This window comes from Streptomyces sp. NPDC006140 (assembly GCF_040628815.1).
In the GTDB taxonomy this organism is placed as follows: Bacteria; Actinomycetota; Actinomycetes; order Streptomycetales; family Streptomycetaceae; genus Streptomyces.
The window spans coordinates 350,134-370,902 of sequence record NZ_JBEXTS010000008.1 but is presented as its reverse complement, the minus strand read 5'-3'; the positions used below and the strand labels follow the sequence as shown (position 1 = coordinate 370,902).

Genomic DNA, 20,769 nt, shown 5'->3' with positions numbered 1-20,769 from the left:
TGGTGATCGGCACGCCGGCGGGCAGACCCTCCAGCGTCGCGACGAGTGCGGGACCGTGGGACTCCCCCGCGGTCAGCCAGCGCAACCTGCTCAACGGTGCTCCTCAGTGCTCGCGCCCGTACTGCTGCGTACGCGCGTCCTCGCGTACGGCGACGACCTGACCGGGTGCGCGGCCCCGGTCCGCCACTTCCGATCCTCCCACGTCGCAGCACGCGGACCGGAATCGGTCCGCGTGACGGACAGGGAGAGCCGGGCCGGACCGCGACCCGTGTGCGCGGCACCCTGACGGAGTGCGGCGAGTCCCATCACTCCCGCCATGCCGACGTGATCAACCTGGAATTTCCACTTCCGGTTCCTGATCGGAAATACGTGGTCTGTGTTCACCGGGCCGCGAGGGCATGCTCCCCGGCAGTGCGCATCGCCGTCAGCGGAGCCGGTGACACGCCTGTCATCTGTTCCACCTGGAGAACGGCTTGGTGAACCAGAAGGTCCAGCCCGCTGACCACCGCGCCGCCGTACGCCGACCAGCGCGCGGCCAATGCGGTCGGCCAGGGGTCGTAGAGCACGTCGAAGAGCGTGGCCGGCCGCTCGGGGACGGCGGAGGCCAGCGCGTCCGTGGCCCCTGCGGGTGTCGTGGCGATCACGAGCGGGGCGCTCAGCCCCCGCTCCGCTTCCGACCAGGCGGCGATACGCACGTCGACGCCCAGCCGCTCGCCCCACTGCCGCATCTCGGCCGCCCGGGCCGCACTGCGCACATGGACGACGATCTCGCCGGTGCAGACCCTGGCGAGCGCGGCCAACGCGGACGAGGCCGTGGCACCCGCGCCGAGGATGGCGGCGGAGTCGACCTGTTCGATGCCGCGTTCGCGCAGCGCGGCGACGATGCCGGGGATGTCGGTGTTGTCACCGACGCGCCGCCCGTCCTCGGTGAACACGACGGTGTTGACCGCCTCCACGGAGGCCGCCGTCTCGCTGACCTCGTCCAGCAACGGAATGACGGCCCTCTTCAGCGGCATGGTGAGCGACAACCCGGCCCATTCGGACCCGAGCTTGTCCATGAACTCGGGGAGCGCCGCCTCGTCGACCTCGAAACGGTCGTACGACCAACCGGTCAGCCCGAGTTCCGCGTACGCCGCCCGGTGCAGCACCGGGGAGAGGGAATGGGCGATGGGGCTGCCGAGCACCGCCGCACGGCGCGCCTCAGTTGCCGGAGCTGGCATCGAACTTTTCCTTCAACTTCAGGAACTGCGCATGAGTCTTGGCGAACTCCGTCTTGCTCACGCCGTCGGTCGCCACGAAGTAGATCCACCCCTCCTTCGTCGGCTTCAGAGCCGCCTCCAACGCGACGTCCCCCGGGTTGCCGATCGGCCCCGGCGGCAGACCCTTGTTGGTGTACGTGTTGTACGGGTCCTTGTTGCTGTTGATCTCGGATTCGCTGATGTGGATGTTGCTCTCGTTCTTCAGGTAGTTGAAGGTCGAGTCGAACTGGAGCAACTGGTTGGTCTCGGTATTGGTGGGTTTGAGGCGGTTGTAGACCACCTCGGCCATCTTCCGGAAGTCGTCGTGCGTCTTGCCCTCGGCCTGGACCAGGCTGGCGACCGTGATCAACTGCCACGGGCCTTCGAGGCCGAGGCTCTGGGCCTTCTTCTCCACGCCGAGCTTCTCGTACGTCTGGGTGGCCCGCGCGACCATCTGCTTCAGCACGGCCTCGGGCTTCTGCCCTTCGCTCACGCCGTAACTGGAGGGATAGAGGAAGCCTTCCAGCGGGTCCTTGACGTTCGGGTGGTTCTGCGCCCAGGCGGGCAGGCCGAGCTTCTTGTAGTCCTTCTTGGCGACCTCGGCCGTGGTGCCTTCCTTGATCTTCAGCCGCTTGTCGATGAGGCGGTAGATGTCGGCGTTGCGCTTGCCCTCGGCGATGATCAGGTTGTCGCGGCTCTTCGGACTGAGCATCAGTTCGACCGCACTCTCGGCCGACATTTGCTTCTGCAGCGTGTACACGCCGTCCTGGATGGTCTTGCCCTCGGGGTTTCCAGCCTGGGCCGAGACGAAGGCGTCGACGCTCTTGACGACCCCGGCGGACTTCAGCACCTGACCGATCGTGTAACCGCCCGCGCCCTTGGGGATCTCGACGGTCACCGTCTGCCCGTTGCCGTCACCCGCGTAGTCCGGGGCGTCGCCGAAACGATCCTGGAAGAACTGGTAGCCGACGTAGCTCACGCCCGCCAGGCCGCCGCCGAGGACCACGACGACCAGCAGGCAGGCCATGCCGTTGCGGCGCTTCTTGGGTTTGCCGCCGCGTCCGCGCTTGTCGTCGCGCCCGCGGCGGTCGCCTGGCTCGTCGCCGTCGTCATCGTCGTCGCCGCCCGCGAAGAACGCGTGTTCCCCCTGGTCGGGGCCGGGGTCCCAGTCGGTCTCCGGCTCCGGCTCGGCCTGCCGGCGGCCGGGCGGCTCGGGGGGCGGGTAGGCGTCGGGCGTGCCGTAGTAGTCCTGGTGGCCGGCGTCGTACGTCCCGGCCTGCTGCCCGTAGGGGTCCGAGGGGTCGCCGGGATAGGAAACGTGCTGCTGGTGGGGGTCGTTGGACCAGCCGCCGTCGCCGTACTGCTGCTGGTGGTAGCCCTGGTCCTGCGGCTGCCCGGGGCCTGGCTGCCCCGGGTACTGCTGATGTCCGTGGGCCTGTGCCGCGTACTGCTGGTCGTACTGGTACTGCTGCTGCGCCTGACCGTATCCGGCCTGCTCGCCGGTGCCCCAGTCGCCGTACTGCGGCTGCTGCGGCTGCTCTGGATAGTGCTGCGGCTGGCCGCCGTAGGGGGACTGCTGGTCCTGGTGGACCTGCTGTCCTCCCCATCCGCCGTCCCCGTACAACGGGTCCTCCGGATGCCACGGTTCGGAGCCTTGGCCCCGGCCATACTCAGTCATCGATCCCCTAGAGCCGCGAGGCGGCGGTCACGCGGCTTCCGGCTCGGCTCCCGTCCCGCCTCTTGCTGTGCGGCGGCTGTTCGAATGCCGCCGCATCGCGCGGAACGTTACCGTATCGCGATCAGATGACCACTTCGACGTCTTCGCCGGGTGCTTTACCTGACACCCGTTCGGATTCAAGCGCCTGTTGCAGGATGATCACGGCCGCTGCCTGGTCGATGACGGACCGCCCCTTCTTGGACTTCACGCCCGAGGCGCGCAGTCCCTGAGTGGCCGTCACCGTCGTCATGCGTTCGTCCACGAGCCTCACCGGAACCGGGGCGATCATGCGCGCCAGTTCCTGGACGAAGCCGCGGACCTTGACCGCGGCCGGGCCCTCGCCGCCCTTGAGGGAGCGCGGGAGACCCGCCACGACCTCGATCGGCTCGTACTCCTCGACGAGTTGCTTCAACCGCCGGTGAGCTGCGGGGATGTCACGCCCCGGGACCGTCTCCACCGGGGTGGCGAGGATCCCGTCGGGGTCGCACGAGGCGACCCCGATGCGGGCGTCCCCGACGTCGATCGCGAGTCGACGTCCTCTGCGCATACTCTCGACCGTCTCTTACTTGGCCGTCTCGGCGACGAGTCGTTCCACGGCGTCCACGGCGTCACCGATGACGGCGGGGTTCTGGCCGCCGCCCTGGGCGACGTCCGGCTTGCCGCCACCGCCGCCGCCGAGGGTCTTGGCGGCCGTGCGGACCAGGTCGCCGGCCTTGAGGCCGCGCTCGCGGGCGGCCTCGTTGGTGGCGATGACCGTCAGCGGCTTGCCGTTCGCCACCGTGAACAGGGCGACGACGGCGGCCCGGCCGCCCTGGATGCGTCCGCGCACGTCGAGGACGAGCTTGCGCAGGTCGTCGGCGGTGGTGCCGTCCGGGACCTGGCCGGTCACGACAGCAACGCCGTGGACGTCCTTGGCGGACTCGGCGAGACCGGCGGCGGCCTGGAGGACCTTCTCGGCGCGGAACTTCTCGATCTCCTTCTCGGCGTCCTTCAGCTTGCCGAGCATGGCGGAGACCTTCTCCGGAAGCTCCTCCGGGCGGCCCTTGATCAGCTCCTGGAGCTGGGCGACGACCGTGTGCTCGCGGGCGAGGAAGTTGTAGGCGTCCACGCCGACCAGGGCCTCGATCCGGCGCACACCGGAGCCGATGGAGGACTCACCGAGCAGCTTCACCAGACCCAGCTGGGCGGTGTTGTGCACGTGCGTGCCGCCGCACAGCTCCTTGGAGAAGTCGCCGATGGTGACCACGCGCACGCGCTCGCCGTACTTCTCGCCGAACTCGGCGATGGCGCCCTGCTTCTTGGCCTCGTCGATGCCCATGACCTCGGCCTGGACGTCCAGGTCGCGGGCGAGCACCTCGTTGATCTTCTGCTCGACGTCGGTCATCACGGCCGTGGGAACGGCGGACGGGGAACCGAAGTCGAAGCGGAAGCGGCCGGGCTGGTTCTCGGAACCGGCCTGGGCGGCCGTCGGGCCGAGGGCGTCGCGCAGGGCCTGGTGGGTGAGGTGCGTGGCCGAGTGGGCGCGGGCGATGGCCTTGCGGCGCCGGTCGTCGATGGCGGCGTGGGCCTTAGCGCCGACGGTGACCTCGCCGACCTGGACGACGCCCTTGTGCACGTAGACGCCCGGGACCGGCTTCTGGCAGTCGCGGATCTCGATGACGGCACCGGAGTCGGCCTTGATCCGGCCGGTGTCGCCGATCTGGCCGCCGCCCTCGGCGTAGAACGGGGTGCGGTCGAGGACGATCTCGACCTCGTCGCCCTCGGTGGCGGCCGGGGAGGAGACGCCGTCGACGAGGATGCCGACGATGGTGGACTCGCCCTCGGTGTCGGTGTAGCCGATGAAGTCGGTGGCACCGGCGCGGTCGGCGATCTCACGGTAGGCGCCCATGTCGGCGTGGCCGGTCTTCTTGGCCTGGGCGTCGGCCTTGGCGCGCTCCCGCTGCTCCTTCATCAGGCGGCGGAAGCCCTCCTCGTCCACGGAGAGGCCCTGCTCGGCGGCCATCTCCAGGGTGAGGTCGATCGGGAAGCCCCAGGTGTCGTGGAGCAGGAAGGCCTTGTCGCCGGGCAGGACGGTGGAGCCGGCGGCCTTGGTGTCGCTGACGGCCGTGTCGAGGATGTTCGTGCCGGCCTTCAGCGTCTTGAGGAAGGCGTTCTCCTCGGCGAGGGCGACCTTCTCGATGCGCTCGCGGTCGGTGATCAGCTCGGGGTACTGCTGGCCCATCATGCCGATGACGACGTCGATCAGGTCCTTGACGACCGGGCCGGTGGCGCCGAGCAGGCGCATGTTGCGGATGGCGCGGCGCATGATGCGGCGCAGCACGTAGCCGCGGCCCTCGTTGCCCGGGGTGACGCCGTCGCCGATGAGCATGGTGGCGGTGCGCATGTGGTCGGTGACCACGCGCAGGGAGACGTCGGAGGCGTGGGCGTCGCCGTAGCGGACGCCGGTCAGCTCGGTGGCCTTGTCGATCACGGCCATCGAGGTGTCGATCTCGTACATGTTCTGCACGCCCTGCAGAATCATGGCGAGACGCTCGAGACCGAGGCCGGTGTCGATGTTCTTGCTGGGCAGGTCGCCGAGGATCTCGAAGTTGTCCTTGCCGGTGCCCTCGCCCCGCTCGTACTGCATGAAGACGAGGTTCCAGATCTCCACGTACCGCTCGTCGTTGACGGCGGGGCCGCCCTCGGCGCCGAACTCGGGGCCGCGGTCGTAGTTGATCTCGGAGCAGGGGCCGCAGGGGCCGGGGACGCCCATGGACCAGTAGTTGTCCTTCATGCCGAGGCGCTGGATGCGCTCCTTCGGCACGCCGACGACCTCGTGCCAGATGCGCTCGGCCTCGTCGTCGTCCTTGTAGACGGTGATCCACAGGCGCTCGGGGTCGAGGCCGTAACCGCCCTTGTCCTGGGGGCTGGTGAGCAGCTCCCAGGCGAGCTTGATGGCGCCTTCCTTGAAGTAGTCGCCGAAGGAGAAGTTGCCGCACATCTGGAAGAACGTGCCGTGCCGGGTGGTCTTGCCGACCTCTTCGATGTCCGGCGTGCGCACGCACTTCTGCACGCTGGTGGCGCGGGCGAAGGGCGGCTTGACCTCACCCAGGAAGTAGGGCTTGAAGGGCACCATGCCGGCGGGGACGAGGAGCAGAGTCGGGTCGTCCGCGATGAGCGACGCCGAAGGGACGACGGTGTGACCGCGCTCCTCGAAGAAGCTCAACCAGCGGCGGCGGATCTCAGCCGACTCCATCAGTGGTCCTCATTCCGGTTGTACGAGTACGTCGTCCTGTCGACGTACTTCGGGTTGCTGCGGTTCTCGATGGCGGCGTACCGCCGGGGTGCGGGAAGTTCCGGGTTGTCGTTGATCCCGAGGGCGTCGCCCAACTCGGCCTCCCGCACGGCCATGTTGTCGCGGACGTCGAGCGCGAATTCCACCGCGCGGTCCTTGAGGCGGTGACCGGCCTCGATCGCCTTGTTCCCAGCGGTTCTGGCGAGGCTCTCGGGGGTCAGCTGCTTCAGCTTGCGGTTGACCTTGGTGGTGGCCCACACACCGGCGGCGACGCCCGTGGTGAACCAGAAGGTGCGGCGGAACATCGCTGGCTCTCAGTCCCTCTTCCCTCGGGAGCTGCGCCGGGAGACCGTGCGGCCCACGATCACGGTACGCCTCGGCGTCTTGGCGGGCACGTCCTCCTTGCGGCCGCCGAGGGCCCGGCGCACGCCGTAGCCGAAGGCCGCGACCTTGACCAGGGGGCCGCCGAAGGTGGAGGCGACGGTGGTCGACAGCGCTGAGGCGTTCGACGTGACCTCCTGGACGTCGGAGGCGATCGCGTCGACCCGGTCGATCTGGGTCTGCGCGGAGCGGACCGCCGAGGATGCGTCGGCCAGCAGCGGGACGGCCTGGTCGGTCACGTCCGCCACGAGCTTGGTGGTCGCCCTGAGCGTCTGGGCCAGCCTCGCCAGCGCGACGGCGAGGAAGGAGACCAGGATCGCCCAGAAGACGGCCACCAGGATTCCGGCCACCTCTCCACCGGACACTGTGCACCCGCTCCCTGAAACGTGCCTGAACATCGAAAAAGTCGTGCGACGAGCCTATCGCGCCGGGGGTGGCGCTCCGTACCGGATTACCCGCCGGTGGCTGGTCAATCGCGAAAGCCCGCCGCCTCGCCCGCCCGTAGGGGGCGGGGAGACGGCGGGCTGGGGTACCGCGTGCCTGCCGAGGATCAGCGGGCGTAGTACTCGACGACGAGCTGCTCGTCGCAGATCACCGGGATCTCCTTGCGGTTCGGCTCGCGGTCCAGGCGGAACGCCAGGGCCTTGAGGTTCACCTGGAGGTAGCGCGGAATCTCACCGTCGGGGGCGAAGCCACCCTCACGGGCGATCGTGAAGAGCGTCTTCTCCTTGGAGCGCTCGCGGACCTGCACGACGTCGTCCGGACGGACACGGAAGGAGGGCTTGTCGACCTTCTTGCCGTTGACCGCGATGTGGCCGTGGACGACCATCTGGCGGGCCTGGTAGATCGTGCGGGCGATGCCCGAACGCAGGACCAGGGCGTCGAGACGGCGCTCCAGCTCGATGATCAGGGCCTCACCGGTCTTGCCCTGGACCTTGGAGGCACGCTCGTAGGCGCGGACGAGCTGGCGCTCGGACACGTCGTACTGCGCGCGCAGGCGCTGCTTCTCGAGCAGACGGACCTTGTAGTCCGAGTTCTGCTTGCGGCCGCGGCCGTGCTCACCCGGCGGGTAGGGGCGGGCCTCGAAGTACTTGACGGCCTTCGGGGTCAGCGCGATGCCGAGGGCACGCGACTTCTTGACCTTGGGGCGGGACTGGTTCGCCACTGTTTCTCGTTTCCTAGTGTCGGCTTGTCAGGGTTGTGGGAGGTCGCATCCGCAGCCGGGGAAACCCGCCTCGGTCCTGGTGGACCTCGGTGGGCAGCCGCTCCCCTGGTCTGGGCACATACGTGCAGCACGCGAGTGGCCCACCGACCGGTCCCGTCCGTACGACGAGGGGTGGTGGGCTGCCCGCGACACCGTTCGACGGTGCGCGACGCTCCTGGAGCCGATCCCGGAGGATCGGGGCTCCGGCCGACTGTCCCGTTCTGACTGCACGGGACGCGGCACTCCGACCGAGTTTACAGGGTCCTCAGGACCGCTTTCGACCGAGGTTCTTCCTGGTCCACTCGACCGCGTCCGCGTAGCGGGCCTCCGCGCCGTGCCGGGTGGGCTCGTAGTACTCGCGGTCCTTGAGGGCGTCCGGGGCGTACTGCTGGGCGGCGATGCCCTCGGGCAGGTCGTGCGGGTAGACGTAGCCCTGGCCGTGGCCGAGTTTGGTCGCGCCCTTGTAGTGGCTGTCGCGCAGGTGGGCGGGGACCGGTCCGGCCAGGCCCTTGCGCACGTCCTCCAGGGCGGCGCCGATCGCGGTCGTCGCGGCGTTGGACTTGGGCGCCAGGGCGAGGGCGATCGTGGCGTGGCTGAGGGTGAGGGCGGCCTCGGGGAAGCCGATCATGGCGACGGCCTGGGCCGCGGCGACCGCCGTCTGCAGGGCGGTCGGGTCCGCCAGGCCGATGTCCTCGCTCGCGGAGATCATCAGGCGCCGGGCGATGAAGCGGGGGTCCTCGCCGGCCTCGATCATGCGGGCCAGGTAGTGCAGGGCGGCGTCGACGTCGGAGCCGCGGATGGACTTGATCAGGGCGCTGGCCACGTCGTAGTGCTGGTCGCCGTCGCGGTCGTACTTGACGGCGGCCCGGTCGACCGTCTCCTCCAGGGTCGTCAGGCCGATCTCCGTCTCGCCCTTGTCGAGGGCGGCTCCGGCGGCCGCCTCCAGGGCGGTGAGGGCGCGGCGGGCGTCGCCGCCGGCGATGCGCAGGAGGTGGCTCTCGGTCTCCTCGGGGAGGGCGACGGCGCTCTTGAGGCCGCGCTCGTCGGTGAGGGCGCGGCGGACCAGGCCCCTGATGTCGTCGTCCGTGAGCGGTTCGAGGGTGAGGAGGAGGGAGCGGGACAGCAGGGGGGAGATCACCGAGAAGTAGGGGTTCTCCGTCGTCGCCGCGATCAGCGTCACCCAGCGGTTCTCGACGGCGGGAAGCAGGGAGTCCTGCTGGGCCTTGCTGAAGCGGTGGATCTCGTCGAGGAAGAGGACGGTCTCCTTGCCGTAGCCACCGGAGGCGCGGCGGGCGCCGTCGATGACCGCGCGGACCTCCTTGACGCCGGCGGTGATCGCGGACAGCTCCACGAAGCGGGCGTCGGTGGCCTTGGAGACGACGTACGCCAGGGTGGTCTTGCCGGTGCCGGGCGGGCCCCAGAGGATCACCGAGGAGGGGCCGGCCGGGCCGGAGGCGCCCTCGCCGACCAGTCTGCGCAGGGGCGAGCCCGGCTTCAGCAGGTGCTGCTGGCCCACGACCTCGTCGAGCGTGCGCGGGCGCATCCGCACGGCCAGGGGGCTGCTGGACGGCTCCTTCTCCTGGCGGTCTTCGGCTGCGGCGGTGAACAGGTCGGGCTCCACGTCCAAAACCCTAAATCACGGCACTGACAGTCCGGGTGCGGCCGTCAGCTGGTCCAGAAGTCCCACCAGCGCGTGAGGATCAGCATGCCGATGATGCCGATGTGCAGCACGGGCATGACCCAGGTGAACTCGCCGAAGAAGCCCTTGAGCCAGCTCGGGGCGGGCAGGAAGCCCTTGCGGATGTTGAACGACGTCACGTACCAGAACATGACGATCGTGGCGACCCAGGCGAGGCAGCACCACAGGCACAGCGCGTTGATCCGGTACAGGGACTGGAACATCAGCCAGGCGCAGAAGGCGACGCCGAACAGGCAGCCGGCGTTGAAGGTGAGCCAGTACCAGCGCGGGAAGCGGGCGCGGGCGAGCAGGCTCATGCCGACGCAGATGACGATGCCGTAGGCGACGAGGCCGAGCATCGGGTTCGGGAAGCCGAAGACGGCGGCCTGCTTGCTCTCCATGACGCTGCCGCAGGAGACCACGGGGTTGAGGCTGCAGCCGGGGGTGAACGTCCTGCCCTCGACCTTGGCCTCGAGGAGCTTGAACTTGTCGAGCGTGATGACCCACGCGGCGAGCAGCCCGGCCGCGCCGGTGATCACCAGCAGCAGGGCGAAGGCCCGGCTGCCGCCCTCCGTGCGGGGCGCGATCTCGGCGCGCTCCGGCTCGGGCTCCGTGGAGACGTCCCTGACTGTCGTCTTGCTCATCACGCCGATTCCGTCACTTGAGACCTGAACATCTTCGGGCAGGGTCATTGTGCCGCACCGGCAGGCGTGTCCACCGTTCAGTGGACATAAGGATGTCCGCCCGGTCGTCCCTGAGGGGCGCGTTCCGGCCGACGCTCGTCGTATGACAGCACAGGGGTACGACCTCGCCGTCGAGGTGCGGGGTCTGCGCAAGCGCTACGGGGACGTGACCGCCGTCGACGGCGTCGATCTCGGCATCCGGCAGGGCGAGGTGTTCGGCCTGCTCGGACCCAACGGCGCGGGCAAGAGCACCACGGTGGAGATCCTCCAGGGCAACCGGGACCGGGACGCGGGCGAGGTGTCCGTGCTCGGGTCGGACCCGGCGACCGGCACGCGCGCGTGGCGCTCACGTGTCGGAATCGTCTGGCAGGACGAATCGGCTCCCGCGGAGTTGACGGTCCGGGAGACCGTGCGGCACTTCGCCCGCTACTACCCGAGGCCGCGCGACCCGGACGAGGTCATCGGCCTGGTGGGTCTGGAAGGGAAGGCGGACAGCCGGATCAAGAAGCTCTCGGGCGGGCAGCGCCGCCGCCTCGACGTGGCGCTCGGCGTGATCGGCAGCCCGGAACTGCTGCTCCTGGACGAGCCGACGACCGGGTTCGACCCGGCGGCCCGGCGGCAGTTCTGGTCGCTGATCCGCGCCCTGGCCGACGACGGCACGACCATCCTGCTGACCACGCACTACCTGGAGGAGGCGGAGGCCCTCGCCCACCGGCTGGCGATCGTGACGCGGGGCCGGATCGTCGCCGAGGGCGAGCCCGGGGCGCTGCGGGAGCGGTACGGCGGCGAGGCCGTCGTCACCTGGACCGAGCCGGACGGCACCCCGCGCGCGGAGCGCACGGAGACCCCGACCAGGACGATCGCCGCGCTCACCCACCGCTTCGACGGCGAGATCCCGGGGCTGACGGTGAGCCGACCCACCCTGGAGGACGTCTACCTCCGGCTGACCGGACAGGAGGCCCCGGCATGACCGCGACCGTCGAAGAGGACCGGACGGCGGTCGGCGCGGACCGGTTGCCCGGGGCGTGGGGGCTGGGGCTGCGGCGGGGCGGCCTGGAGATCAGGCAGTTCTTCCGGCAGCGCGACCAGGTGGTGTTCACGTTCGCCTTCCCGGTGGTCTTCCTGTTCCTGTTCGCGTCGATCTTCCGGGACGACGTGGAGGGCGCGGGCATCACCGCCTCGCAGCTGTACGTCCCGGCGATGATGGCGGCCGGGATCATGTCGACGAGTTTCCAGGCGCTCGGGGTCTCGATCGCGATCGAGCGGGAGGAGAAGGTGCTGCGCCGGCTGCGGGGCACGCCGATGCCGCCGGCGGCGTACTTCCTCGGCAAGATCTGGCTGGTTCTGTTCACCGGTCTGCTGGAGACGGCGGTCCTGCTCCTCGTCGGCACGACCCTGTTCGACGTGGACCTGCCCTCGGACGCGGGGCGCTGGTTCGATCTGGGGTGGATCTTCGTGCTGGGGATCACGGCGTGTGCCCTGCTCGGCATCGCGATCAGTTCGGTGCCGAGGTCGGCGAACAGCGCGTCGTCCGTGGTCGTCCTGCCTTTCCTGGTGCTGCAGTTCATCTCCGGGGTGTACATCGCCATCGGCACGATCCCGGACTGGATGCTGAACGTCGGGGCGCTGTTCCCGCTGAAGTGGATGTGCCAGGGGCTGCGCGGGGTGTTCCTGCCGGAGTCGGCCCAGGTGCTGGAGCAGGCGGGGAGTTGGGAGCTGGGGCGCGTGGCCCTGGTGCTCGCGGCGTGGTGCGTCGGAGGATTGGCGCTGTGCCTGCTGACGTTCCGCTGGAAGGACCGGCGCACCGGATGAACGAGGCCGCGAGCGCCTACCACTGGGAGCGCTCGTTCCGGCTGTGGGACACCTACTTCGCGCTGGTGTGGGCGGCCACGGTGGCCTATGTGCTCGCCGCGGAGTCCCCCGGGGCGCCGGTCCGCGCGGTCGCGGTGGCGCTGCTCGTCCCGCTGGTTCCGCTGTATGTGAGGGCCGGGCGCCGGCTGATCCAGGGTGATCCGCCCGACCAGCGGCAGGCGATCGCCTATCTGGCGGCGGCTCTGGGGCTGTTCCTGCCGCCGGCGGTCCTCGTCGGTGAGACGCGGGTGCTGACCTTCGCGCTGATCCCGCAGTGCTTCATGACGCTGCGGTTGCGGTCGGCGCTGGTGGCTGTGGCTGTGATCAATCTGGTGCCGGTGGCGGGCTGGGCTCTGCTGTGGCGCCCGGATGCCCGGCTCGTGCTCTTCAACGGGCTGTTCTGCCTGGTCACCTTGGTGTTCTCGGTGGCGATCGGGATCTGGACCATCCGGATCATCGAGCAGAGCCAGGGGCGCGCCGAGCTGATCGCGGAGCTGGACGCGAGCCGGCACGAGATCGGCCGGCTGTCCGAGGCGCACGGGGCGCTGGCCGAGCGGGAGCGGCTGGCCCGGGAGATCCACGACACGCTGGCGCAGGGGTTCACGAGCCTGGTGATGCTGATCCAGGCGGTCGAGGCGGAGCTGGAGCACGATCTGCCCGCGGCGCGGCGCCATCTGCGGCTGATGGACGAGACGGCCCGGCAGAACCTCGCCGAGGCCCGGGCCCTGGTCGCCGGGGGCGCGCCCGCCGACCTGGACGGGGCGTCCCTGCCGGACGCGCTGCGGCGGCTCGCCGCGCGCCATGACGCGGCGCTGGCGGTGTCCGGCCCGGTGCGCACGCTGCCCACCGGGCCCGAGGTGGTCGCGCTGCGGGCCTGTCAGGAGGCCCTGGCCAACGCCCGCAGGCACGCGGGGAGTTCGGCGACGGTCGGGGTGTCGCTGACGTACGCCGACGACCTGCTGACGGTGTCCGTACGGGACGACGGCTGCGGCTTCGACCCGGCCGCCGTCCGGGGCGGGTACGGTCTGGCGGGCCTGCGGGCCCGGGCCGTCGAGGTGGGCGGTACGGCCGAGGTGCGCAGCGCCCCGGGCGACGGCACGGCCGTGACCGTCCGGCTGCCGGTCCTGAGGAGGGAGACGCCGTGATCCGCATCGTCCTGGCCGACGACCATCCCGTCGTGCGGGAGGGGCTGCGGGCGATGCTCAGTGCGGAGCCCGATCTGGAGGTCGTCGCCGACGCGTCCAGCGGTCCGCGGGCGGAGGCGCTGGCGGCGGAGTTGCGGCCCGACATCGTGCTGATGGACCTGCGCATGCCGGGCGGTGGGGGCGTGGACTCGATTCAGCGGATGACGGCGGCCGGGCTGCCGTGCCGGGTGGTCGTGCTGACGACGTACGAGACCGACCGGGACATCCTGCGGGCGGTGGAGGCCGGGGCGGCGGGCTACCTGCTGAAGGACCTGCCGCGTGCGGAGCTGGCGGAGGCCGTGCGGGCGGCGGCACGCGGCGAGACCGTGCTGGCTCCCTCCGTGGCGGCCCGGCTGGTGGACCGGCTGCGGACGAAGCCGGAGCGCCCGCGCCTGTCCGAGCGGCCGTACTGCGCCTGGTCGCCGAGGGCTGCACCAACGCGGAGATCGGCCGCCGGCTGTTCATCGGCGAGTCGACCGTGAAGACGTATCTGCTGCGGATCTTCGGGAAGCTGGGGGTGGACGACCGGACGGCGGCCGTCACGAGTGCGATGCGGTACGGGCTGCTGGAGCAGTGAAGGAGGGCGCCGGGAGACTCCGGCGCCCTCTGCGGCACTCAGCCGAGCCGGGCCTCCAGCTCGGCCACGATCTCGTTCACGCCCACCGCCGTCTGCTCGCCGGACTCCATGTCCTTGAGCTGCACGACGCCTTCGGCGAGGTCGCGTTCGCCGGCGACGATCGTGAAGCGGGCGCCGCTGCGGTTGGCGTTCTTCATGGCGCCCTTCAGGCCCTTGCCGCCGTAGGAGAAGTCGGCCGCGATGCCGTTCTTGCGCAGCTCCGTGACCTTGGCGAACAGGACGCGGCGGGCCTCCTCGCCGAGCGGGACGGCGAACACGCTGGTGCTGGCGGGCAGTTCGAGCTCGACGCCCTCCGCCTCCAGCGCGAGGACCGTGCGGTCGACGCCGAGGGCCCAGCCGACGGACGGCAGCGCGGGGCCCCCGATCATCTCGGAGAGGCCGTCGTAGCGGCCGCCGCCGCCGACGGCGGACTGGGAGCCGAGGCCGTCGTGGACGAACTCGAAGGTGGTGCGGGTGTAGTAGTCCAGGCCGCGCACCAGCTTCGGGTCGTCCTCGAAGGCCACGCCCGCCGCCGTGATCAGCTCGCGGACCTCCTCGTGGTACGCCTTGCAGGCGTCGCACAGGTAGTCGCGCAGCAGCGGGGCGTCGGTCAGCTGCTTCTGGACGTCCGGGCGCTTGTCGTCGAGGACGCGCAGCGGGTTGATGTCCGCCCGGCGCAGGGTGTCCTCGTCCAGGTCGAGGCCGCGCAGGAACTCCTGCAGCGCCGTCCGGTACACCGGGCGGCACTCCTTGTCGCCCAGGCTGTTGAGCAGGATCCGGAAGTCGCTCAGGCCCAGCGAGCGGTACGCCTGGTCGGCCAGGATGATCAGCTCGGCGTCCAGCGCCGGGTCCTCCGCGCCGATCGCCTCGGCGCCGACCTGGGAGAAGTGGCGGTAGCGGCCCTTCTGGGGGCGCTCGTAGCGGTAGTACGAGCCGGAGTACCAGAGCTTGACCGGGAGATTGCCGGCCTTGTGCAGGTTGGCCTCCAGCGCGGCGCGCAGCACCGAGGCCGTGCCCTCGGGGCGCAGGGCGAGCCGGTCGCCGCCCTTGGTCTCGAAGGCGTACATCTCCTTGGTCACGATGTCGGTGGACTCACCGACCCCGCGCGCGAAGAGCTCGACGTTCTCGAAGCCCGGCGTCTCGATGTAGCCGTAGCCGGAGTTGCGCAGCGGCGCGGCGATCGCCTCGCGGACCGCGAGGTACTTCGCGGAGTCCGGCGGGATCAGGTCGTACGTGCCCTTGGGGGCCTTGAAGGTGCTCACGGAAGGTCTCGTCACATTCCTCGTCGGGGAGCCGGAGATGCTCCCTGGCCGGCGGCCACCTGCCGCAGATACGGGTTGGTGGCGCGCTCCTGGCCGATGGTCGTCTGGGGGCCGTGGCCGGACAGCACCACGGTCGAGTCGTCGAGCGGCAGGCACACGCGGGCCAGCGAGTCGAGCATCTCGGCCATGTCACCGCCGGGCAGGTCGGTGCGTCCGATGGAGCCGGCGAACAGCAGGTCACCCGAGAACAGGATCGGCGGGATGTCCGCCGCCTCGGGCATGCCGAAGGTCACCGACCCCTTGGTATGGCCCGGCGCGTGCGCGACGGACAGCTCCAGGCCCGCCAGCTCCAGCTTCGTCCCGTCGGCCAGCTCCTTGACGTCATCGGGCTCCCCCACGGTCAGCTCGCCCAGCAGCGGCATCCCGATGGAACGGCCGATCCCCTTCTCGGGGTCGCTCATCATGTACCGGTCGTCGGGGTGGATCCAGGCCGGCACGTCGTGCGCGCCGCAGACCGGGACGACCGAGGCCACGTGGTCGATGTGGCCGTGGGTGAGGACGACGGCGACGGGCTTGAGCCGATGCTTCCTGATCGCTTCCTCGACGCCGTCGGCGGCCTGGTGGCCGGGGTCGATGATCACGCACTCCTCACCGGCGGCGGGGGCGACGAGGTAGCAGTTCGTCCCCCAGGCCCCGGCGGGGAACCCGGCAATGAGCACGATCGTCCTTCGTTGTGTCGATACGGGCGGCTGCGGCTGTCGTCAGAGCCTACCGGCGCTGCCGATTCCTCAGCGAACCCATATACGGTACGGGGCACACGCAGGCGGTCGGCGCACAGGCCCCACGCGTACCGGTCGACGTATCAGACGCATGAGGAGAGAACCCGGTGGTCAGCCAGGAACAGCGGCGGCGACAGCTCGCCCGTGAGAAGTACTTGCGGCAGCAGCAGCGACGCACCGACGCGCGACGCAAGGCCCGGATCCGCAACTCCGTGATCGCCTCGGTTCTCGGCGTGGTCGTGGTGCTCTCCGTGACGGCCTACCTGACCAAGCCGTTCGAGGACGACGGCACGAAGGAGAACGCGAACGCGGAGGTCACCCCGAGCGCCTCGCCCAGCAAGGGCCCGGACCCCTGCGAGAAGCCCGCCCCGGGCAAGGTCAAGTCGGAGACCTGGAAGAAGGAACCGGCGATGACCATCGACAAGTCGGCGAAGTACACGATGAAGCTCGACACGACCTGCGGCGAGATAGACATCGCGCTGAAGGCGTCGGCGGCGCCGCACACCGTCAACTCGTTCGACTTCCTCGCCGGCAAGGGCTACTTCGACCACAGCAAGTGCCACCGGCTCACCAACCAGGTCATCTACGTCCTGCAGTGCGGCGACCCGCAGGGCACCGGCATGGGCGGCCCCGGCTACACCATCCCGGACGAGAACCTCAAGGACAAGAGCCTCAAGGGCGGGGTGTACCCGGCGGGCACGGTCGCGATGGCGAACCAGTACAACGCCCAGACCAAGCAGGGCCGCGACACCGGCGGCAGCCAGTTCTTCCTCGTCTACCAGGACAGCCAGCTGCCGCCCGACTACACACCGTTCGGTACGGTGTCCGAGGCGGGCATGAAGGTCCTGAAGAAGATCGCCGACGCCGGGGCCCAGGCCCCCGACCAGACGGGCACCACCGCACCCAACGCGACGGTCGTGATCAACAAGGCCACGGTCACGAAATCCTGATTCAACTGCGTAATTTCGGTCGCGCGGGATGCGGACAGGCCCCCCGCCGGTCGCCTATGTTGGCCGTGACGAAACTGTGGACGATGCCCGGGGGAGCTTCAGGCCCCCCGCAGGCATCATGTGGAGGAGGCGCTGTGAGCAGCGACCCGTGGGGCCGCGTCGACGAGACGGGGACCGTGTACGTGCGTACGGCCGACGGCGAGCAGGTCGTCGGTTCCTGGCAGGCGGGCTCCCCTGAGGAGGCGCTGGCCTATTTCGAGCGCAAGTACGAGGGCCTGGTTGTCGAGATCGGCCTCCTCGAGAAGCGAGTGAAGACCACCGACCTGTCGGCGAAGGACGCCCAGGCCGCCATCGACCACATCCGGGAGCAGGTCGACGCGCACCACGCGGTGGGAGACCTGGACGCCCTGCGGGTCCGGCTGGACAAGCTCGTGGAACTGGTGGAGACGCGCCGCGAGCAGCGCAAGGCGCAGCGGGCGAAGCAGTCCGACGAGGCGCGCAAGGCCAAGGAGGAGCTGGTCGCCGAGGCCGAGCAGCTGGCGCAGTCCGACCAGTGGCGGGCGGCCGGTGAGCGGCTGCGGGCCCTGGTGGACACCTGGAAGGGCCTGCCGCGGCTGGACCGCAAGTCCGACGACGAGCTGTGGCACCGGTTCTCCCACGCGCGGTCGGCGTTCTCCAAGCGGCGCAAGCAGCACTTCGCGCAGCTCGACGCGCAGCGCGAAGAGGCCCGCAAGACCAAGGAGCGGCTGGTCGCCGAGGCCGAGGCCCTGTCGAACTCGACGGACTGGGGTGCGACGGCCGCGCGGTACCGCGAGCTGATGGCCGAGTGGAAGGCCGCGGGCCGCGCCCAGCGCGAGCACGAGGACGATCTGTGGAACCGCTTCCGCGGCGCCCAGGACGTCTTCTTCGCCGCGCGCAGCTCGGTCTTCGCCGAGCGGGACGCCGAGCAGGCGGAGAACCTCAAGCTCAAGGAGGAGCTGGCCGAGGAGGCCGAGAAGCTCCTGCCGATCACGGACCTGAAGGCGGCCCGGGCCGCGTTCCGCAACGTGAACGAGCGCTGGGAGGCCATCGGCCATGTGCCGCGCGACGCCCGGCCGAAGGTCGAGGGCCGGATGCACGCCGTCGAGCGGGCCATCCAGGAGGCCGAGGAAGCCGAGTGGCGCCGGACGAACCCGGAGGCACGTGCGCGTGCCGAGGGTCTGACCGGGCAGCTCCAGGCCGCGGTGGACAAGCTGCGGGGCCAGATCGAGCAGGCCCGGGCGCAGGGCAACAACGCCAGGGCCGACAAGCTCGAGCGTGAGCTGGAGGGCCGCCAGGCGCTGCTGGACCAGGCGCTGAAGGGCCTGCAGGAGTTCGGAGGCTGAGGTCTCCACCTGAGAGGGGCTCCCGTACCTCGCGGTACGGGAGCCCCTTTCGTGTGGTCGCTACGGGCGGTTACGACCTGCTGCGCGCCGAGGTCACCCGGTACACGTCGTAGACGCCCTCCACGCCCCGGACCGCCTTCAGCACATGGCCGAGATGCTTCGGGTCGCCCATCTCGAACGTGAACCGGGAGGTGGCGACGCGGTCGCGGGAGGTCTGGACGGCCGCGGAGAGGATGTTGACGTGCTGGTCGGACAGCACCCGTGTGACGTCCGACAGGAGCCGGGAGCGGTCCAGGGCCTCGACCTGGATGGCGACCAGGAAGACCGAGGACTGCGTCGGCGCCCACTCGACGTCGAGGATGCGCTCGGGCTCCCGCGACAGCGAGTCGACGTTCACACAGTCGCTGCGGTGAACCGATACGCCACTGCCGCGGGTGACGAACCCGATGATGGGGTCGCCCGGGACGGGCGTGCAGCAGCGGGCCAGCTTGACCCACACGTCCTCGACGCCCTTGACGACGACGCCCGGGTCGGCGCTGGAGCGGCGCTTGCGGCTGCGGCCACGGGCCGGCGGGACCGACTCGTCGATCTCCTCGGTGGCCGCCTCCTCGCCGCCGAGGGCCTGGACCAGTTTCTGCACGATGTTCTGCGCGGAGACGTGGCCCTCGCCGATCGCCGCGTACAGCGCGGAGATGTCGGCGTAGCGCATCTCGTGCGCCAGGGTCACCAGGGAGTCGCCGGTCAGGATGCGCTGGATCGGCAGGTTCTGCTTGCGCATGGCGCGGACGATGGCGTCCTTGCCCTGCTCGATCGCCTCGTCGCGGCGCTCCTTGGAGAACCAGGCACGGATCTTGTTGCGGGCGCGCGGTGACTTGACGAAGCCGAGCCAGTCGCGGGAGGGGCCGGCGCCGGGTGCCTTGGAGGTGAAGACCTCGACCAGGTCGCCGTTGTCGAGGGTGGACTCCAGCGGGACCAGACGGCCGTTGACGCGGGCGCCTATGGTGCGGTGGCCGACCTCGGTGTGCACGGCGTACGCGAAGTCGACGGGGGTGGCGCCCGCGGGGAGCGCTATGACGTCGCCCTTGGGGGTGAAGACGAAGACCTCGTTGCGGGACAGGTCGAAGCGCAGGGACTCCAGGAACTCGCCCGGGTCCTCGGTCTCCTTCTGCCAGTCGAGGAGCTGCCGCAGCCACGCCATGTCGTTGATGGCGTCCTTGTCCTTGCCGGAGGACTTGGGCGCGTCCGTGCGGACCTTGGAGGCGCCGGCGACGGCCTCCTGCTTGTACTTCCAGTGCGCGGCGATGCCGTACTCGGCGCGGCGGTGCATGTCGAACGTGCGGATCTGCAGCTCGACCGGCTTGCCGCCGGGGCCGATGACCGTCGTGTGCAGCGACTGGTACATGTTGAACTTGGGCATCGCGATGTAGTCCTTGAACCGGCCGGGGACCGGGTTCCATCGCGCGTGCACCGTGCCGAGGGCCGCGTAGCAGTCGCGGACGGTGTCCACGAGGACGCGGATGCCGACCAGGTCGTAGATCTCCGCGAAGTCCCGGCCGCGGACGATCATCTTCTGGTAGACGCTGTAGTAGTGCTTGGGGCGGCCGGTGACGGTCGCCTTGATGCGGGCCGCCCGCAGGTCCTGCTGGACCTCGTCGGTGACGATGGCCAGGTACTCGTCACGCTTCGGTGCCCGCTCGGCCACCAGCCGGACGATCTCGTCGTACATCTTGGGGTAGAGGATCGCGAAGGCGAGGTCCTCCAGCTCCCACTTGATGGTGTTCATGCCCAGGCGGTGGGCGAGCGGCGCGTAGATCTCCAGGGTCTCGCGCGCCTTCTTCTCCTGCTTCTCGCGCTTGAGGTAGCGCATGGTGCGCATGTTGTGCAGCCGGTCGGCGAGCTTGATGACCAGGACACGGGGGTCCTTGGCCATGGCGACGACCATCTTGCGCACGGTCTCGGCCTGCGCGGCCTCGCCGAACTTGACCTTGTCGAGCTTGGTGACGCCGTCGACGAGCAGGGCGACGACGTCGCCGAAGTCGCGGCGCAGGTCCTCCAGGCCGTACTCGGTGTCCTCGACCGTGTCGTGCAGCAGGCCCGCCATCAGCGTGGCCGGATCCATGCCCAGCTCGGCGAGGATGGTCGTCACAGCGAGGGGGTGCGTGATGTACGGGTCGCCGCTCTTGCGCTTCTGGCCGCGGTGCCAGCGCTCGGCGACCTGGTAGGCGCGCTCGATCTGGCGGAGCGTCGACGTCTCGATCTTGGGGTCGTTGCCGCGCACTATCCGCAGCAGCGGCTCCAGCACCGGGTTGTAGGGGTTCGCGCGCTGCACGCCGAGGCGGGCCAGACGGGCGCGGACGCGGTTGGAGGAGCCCGTGCGGGCCGGCTGGCCGGCGCTCTGGCGCACCGCGGGCGGGACCGGCTTGGGGCGCGACTGTTCGGCGGGCTTGTCGACCGGCGCCGCCTGGGCGTGTTCGACCGGCCCGCGGGTGTCGTTCTTCGCGTGGGGCGCGTTCGGCGCGGGCTTGGCCGCGGCTGCCGAGGCGGACTCGGGCTTGGCGGCGGTCAGGTGCTGGGCCTCGTCTGGCAAG

General features: G+C 70.2%; 18 protein-coding genes and 1 pseudogene. 6 read left to right on the top strand and 13 right to left on the bottom strand.

The features are described 5' to 3' along the window. The 10 genes from ABZ386_RS22840 to ABZ386_RS22795 form a co-directional block, all read right to left on the bottom strand. The coding region (locus ABZ386_RS22840) for a chorismate synthase (RefSeq protein WP_351336173.1) at positions 1–94 on the bottom strand (94 nt) is incomplete at its 3' end. A gap of 286 nt (positions 95–380) precedes the next feature. Next, positions 381–1,220 (bottom strand): shikimate dehydrogenase, encoded by an 840-nt coding sequence (locus ABZ386_RS22835; RefSeq protein WP_358965678.1) that lies wholly within the window; start codon positions 1,218–1,220, stop codon positions 381–383. Beyond that, positions 1,201–2,916 carry an endolytic transglycosylase MltG gene (gene mltG / locus ABZ386_RS22830; RefSeq protein ID WP_355714723.1) on the bottom strand — a complete coding sequence of 572 codons (1,716 nt, stop codon included), beginning with the start codon at positions 2,914–2,916 and terminating at the stop codon, positions 1,201–1,203. The genes ABZ386_RS22835 and mltG overlap by 20 nt, the downstream gene beginning before the upstream one ends. Before the next feature lie 121 nt (positions 2,917–3,037). Then, positions 3,038–3,502: a Holliday junction resolvase RuvX gene (gene ruvX, locus ABZ386_RS22825; protein ID WP_351349045.1), complete on the bottom strand. Its 465-nt coding sequence runs from the start codon at positions 3,500–3,502 to the stop codon at positions 3,038–3,040. Positions 3,503–3,517: 15 nt separating this feature from the next. Further along, positions 3,518–6,190: an alanine--tRNA ligase gene (alaS, locus tag ABZ386_RS22820; RefSeq protein ID WP_358965675.1), complete on the bottom strand. Its 2,673-nt coding sequence runs from the start codon at positions 6,188–6,190 to the stop codon at positions 3,518–3,520. Further along, positions 6,190–6,534: a hypothetical protein gene (locus ABZ386_RS22815; RefSeq protein ID WP_355714729.1), complete on the bottom strand. Its 345-nt coding sequence runs from the start codon at positions 6,532–6,534 to the stop codon at positions 6,190–6,192. Before ABZ386_RS22815 ends, alaS begins: the two co-directional genes overlap by 1 nt. 9 nt (positions 6,535–6,543) lie before the next feature. Continuing rightward, positions 6,544–7,008: a DUF948 domain-containing protein gene (locus ABZ386_RS22810; RefSeq protein ID WP_078651120.1), complete on the bottom strand. Its 465-nt coding sequence runs from the start codon at positions 7,006–7,008 to the stop codon at positions 6,544–6,546. 152 nt (positions 7,009–7,160) lie between these two features. Continuing rightward, positions 7,161–7,775, bottom strand: a complete 615-nt coding sequence (gene rpsD / locus ABZ386_RS22805) for a 30S ribosomal protein S4 (RefSeq protein ID WP_351349055.1) — start codon at positions 7,773–7,775, stop codon at positions 7,161–7,163. A gap of 304 nt (positions 7,776–8,079) precedes the next feature. After that, complete coding sequence (locus ABZ386_RS22800; protein WP_114257314.1) at positions 8,080–9,435, bottom strand: replication-associated recombination protein A; 1,356 nt, start codon at positions 9,433–9,435, stop codon at positions 8,080–8,082. Between the two features lie 44 nt (positions 9,436–9,479). Continuing rightward, complete coding sequence (locus tag ABZ386_RS22795) at positions 9,480–10,136, bottom strand: vitamin K epoxide reductase family protein (protein WP_351349059.1); 657 nt, start codon at positions 10,134–10,136, stop codon at positions 9,480–9,482. A 142-nt stretch (positions 10,137–10,278) separates the two neighbouring features. On the opposite strand from ABZ386_RS22795, the gene ABZ386_RS22790 reads away from it, so the two are divergent. The 4 genes and pseudogenes from ABZ386_RS22790 to ABZ386_RS22775 all read left to right on the top strand — a co-directional run bounded on the left by ABZ386_RS22790 (position 10,279) and on the right by ABZ386_RS22775 (position 13,787). Next, positions 10,279–11,145, top strand: coding sequence for an ABC transporter ATP-binding protein (locus ABZ386_RS22790; protein ID WP_355714735.1), 867 nt, complete (start codon positions 10,279–10,281; stop codon positions 11,143–11,145). Continuing rightward, positions 11,142–11,987 (top strand): ABC transporter permease, encoded by an 846-nt coding sequence (locus ABZ386_RS22785; RefSeq protein WP_358965673.1) that lies wholly within the window; start codon positions 11,142–11,144, stop codon positions 11,985–11,987. Before ABZ386_RS22790 ends, ABZ386_RS22785 begins: the two co-directional genes overlap by 4 nt. Beyond that, positions 11,984–13,171, top strand: coding sequence for a sensor histidine kinase (locus ABZ386_RS22780; RefSeq protein ID WP_358965672.1), 1,188 nt, complete (start codon positions 11,984–11,986; stop codon positions 13,169–13,171). Before ABZ386_RS22785 ends, ABZ386_RS22780 begins: the two co-directional genes overlap by 4 nt. Further along, a pseudogene (locus tag ABZ386_RS22775) lies at positions 13,168–13,787 on the top strand (response regulator transcription factor). Before ABZ386_RS22780 ends, ABZ386_RS22775 begins: the two are co-directional and overlap by 4 nt. Positions 13,788–13,825: 38 nt before the next feature. Here ABZ386_RS22775 and hisS read toward each other — a convergent pair. Together hisS and ABZ386_RS22765 are read right to left on the bottom strand one after the other, a co-directional pair. Further along, positions 13,826–15,088: a histidine--tRNA ligase gene (gene hisS / locus ABZ386_RS22770; RefSeq protein WP_351349071.1), complete on the bottom strand. Its 1,263-nt coding sequence runs from the start codon at positions 15,086–15,088 to the stop codon at positions 13,826–13,828. A gap of 11 nt (positions 15,089–15,099) precedes the next feature. Next, the gene (locus ABZ386_RS22765; RefSeq protein ID WP_351349074.1) at positions 15,100–15,807 is read right to left on the bottom strand and encodes an MBL fold metallo-hydrolase; all 708 of its coding nucleotides are present in this window, start codon (positions 15,805–15,807) and stop codon (positions 15,100–15,102) included. 167 nt (positions 15,808–15,974) lie between these two features. Between ABZ386_RS22765 and ABZ386_RS22760 the strand changes: the two genes are divergently transcribed. Together ABZ386_RS22760 and ABZ386_RS22755 are read left to right on the top strand one after the other, a co-directional pair. Continuing rightward, positions 15,975–16,817: a peptidylprolyl isomerase gene (locus ABZ386_RS22760; RefSeq protein ID WP_355714744.1), complete on the top strand. Its 843-nt coding sequence runs from the start codon at positions 15,975–15,977 to the stop codon at positions 16,815–16,817. 134 nt (positions 16,818–16,951) lie between these two features. Continuing rightward, positions 16,952–18,181 (top strand): DUF349 domain-containing protein, encoded by a 1,230-nt coding sequence (locus tag ABZ386_RS22755; RefSeq protein ID WP_114250942.1) that lies wholly within the window; start codon positions 16,952–16,954, stop codon positions 18,179–18,181. A gap of 70 nt (positions 18,182–18,251) precedes the next feature. On the opposite strand, the gene relA is transcribed toward ABZ386_RS22755, so the two are convergent. After that, positions 18,252–20,768 (bottom strand): GTP pyrophosphokinase, encoded by a 2,517-nt coding sequence (gene relA, locus ABZ386_RS22750; RefSeq protein ID WP_114250943.1) that lies wholly within the window; start codon positions 20,766–20,768, stop codon positions 18,252–18,254. Position 20,769: the final 1 nt, after the last annotated feature.

Excerpts from the sequence above, each read along its gene's own strand:
- ABZ386_RS22810 (WP_078651120.1), bottom strand. The coding sequence starts at position 7,008 with ATGTTCAGGCACGTTTCAGGGAGCGGGTGCACAGTGTCCGGTGGAGAG.
- ABZ386_RS22780 (WP_358965672.1), top strand. The coding sequence starts at position 11,984 with ATGAACGAGGCCGCGAGCGCCTACCACTGGGAGCGCTCGTTCCGGCTG.
- ruvX (WP_351349045.1), bottom strand. The coding sequence starts at position 3,502 with ATGCGCAGAGGACGTCGACTCGCGATCGACGTCGGGGACGCCCGCATC.
- ABZ386_RS22785 (WP_358965673.1), top strand. The coding sequence starts at position 11,142 with ATGACCGCGACCGTCGAAGAGGACCGGACGGCGGTCGGCGCGGACCGG.
- ABZ386_RS22795 (WP_351349059.1), bottom strand. The coding sequence starts at position 10,136 with ATGAGCAAGACGACAGTCAGGGACGTCTCCACGGAGCCCGAGCCGGAG.
- ABZ386_RS22790 (WP_355714735.1), top strand. The coding sequence starts at position 10,279 with ATGACAGCACAGGGGTACGACCTCGCCGTCGAGGTGCGGGGTCTGCGC.
- mltG (WP_355714723.1), bottom strand. The coding sequence starts at position 2,916 with ATGACTGAGTATGGCCGGGGCCAAGGCTCCGAACCGTGGCATCCGGAG.
- ABZ386_RS22815 (WP_355714729.1), bottom strand. The coding sequence starts at position 6,534 with ATGTTCCGCCGCACCTTCTGGTTCACCACGGGCGTCGCCGCCGGTGTG.
- ABZ386_RS22835 (WP_358965678.1), bottom strand. The coding sequence starts at position 1,220 with ATGCCAGCTCCGGCAACTGAGGCGCGCCGTGCGGCGGTGCTCGGCAGC.
- alaS (WP_358965675.1), bottom strand. The coding sequence starts at position 6,190 with ATGGAGTCGGCTGAGATCCGCCGCCGCTGGTTGAGCTTCTTCGAGGAG.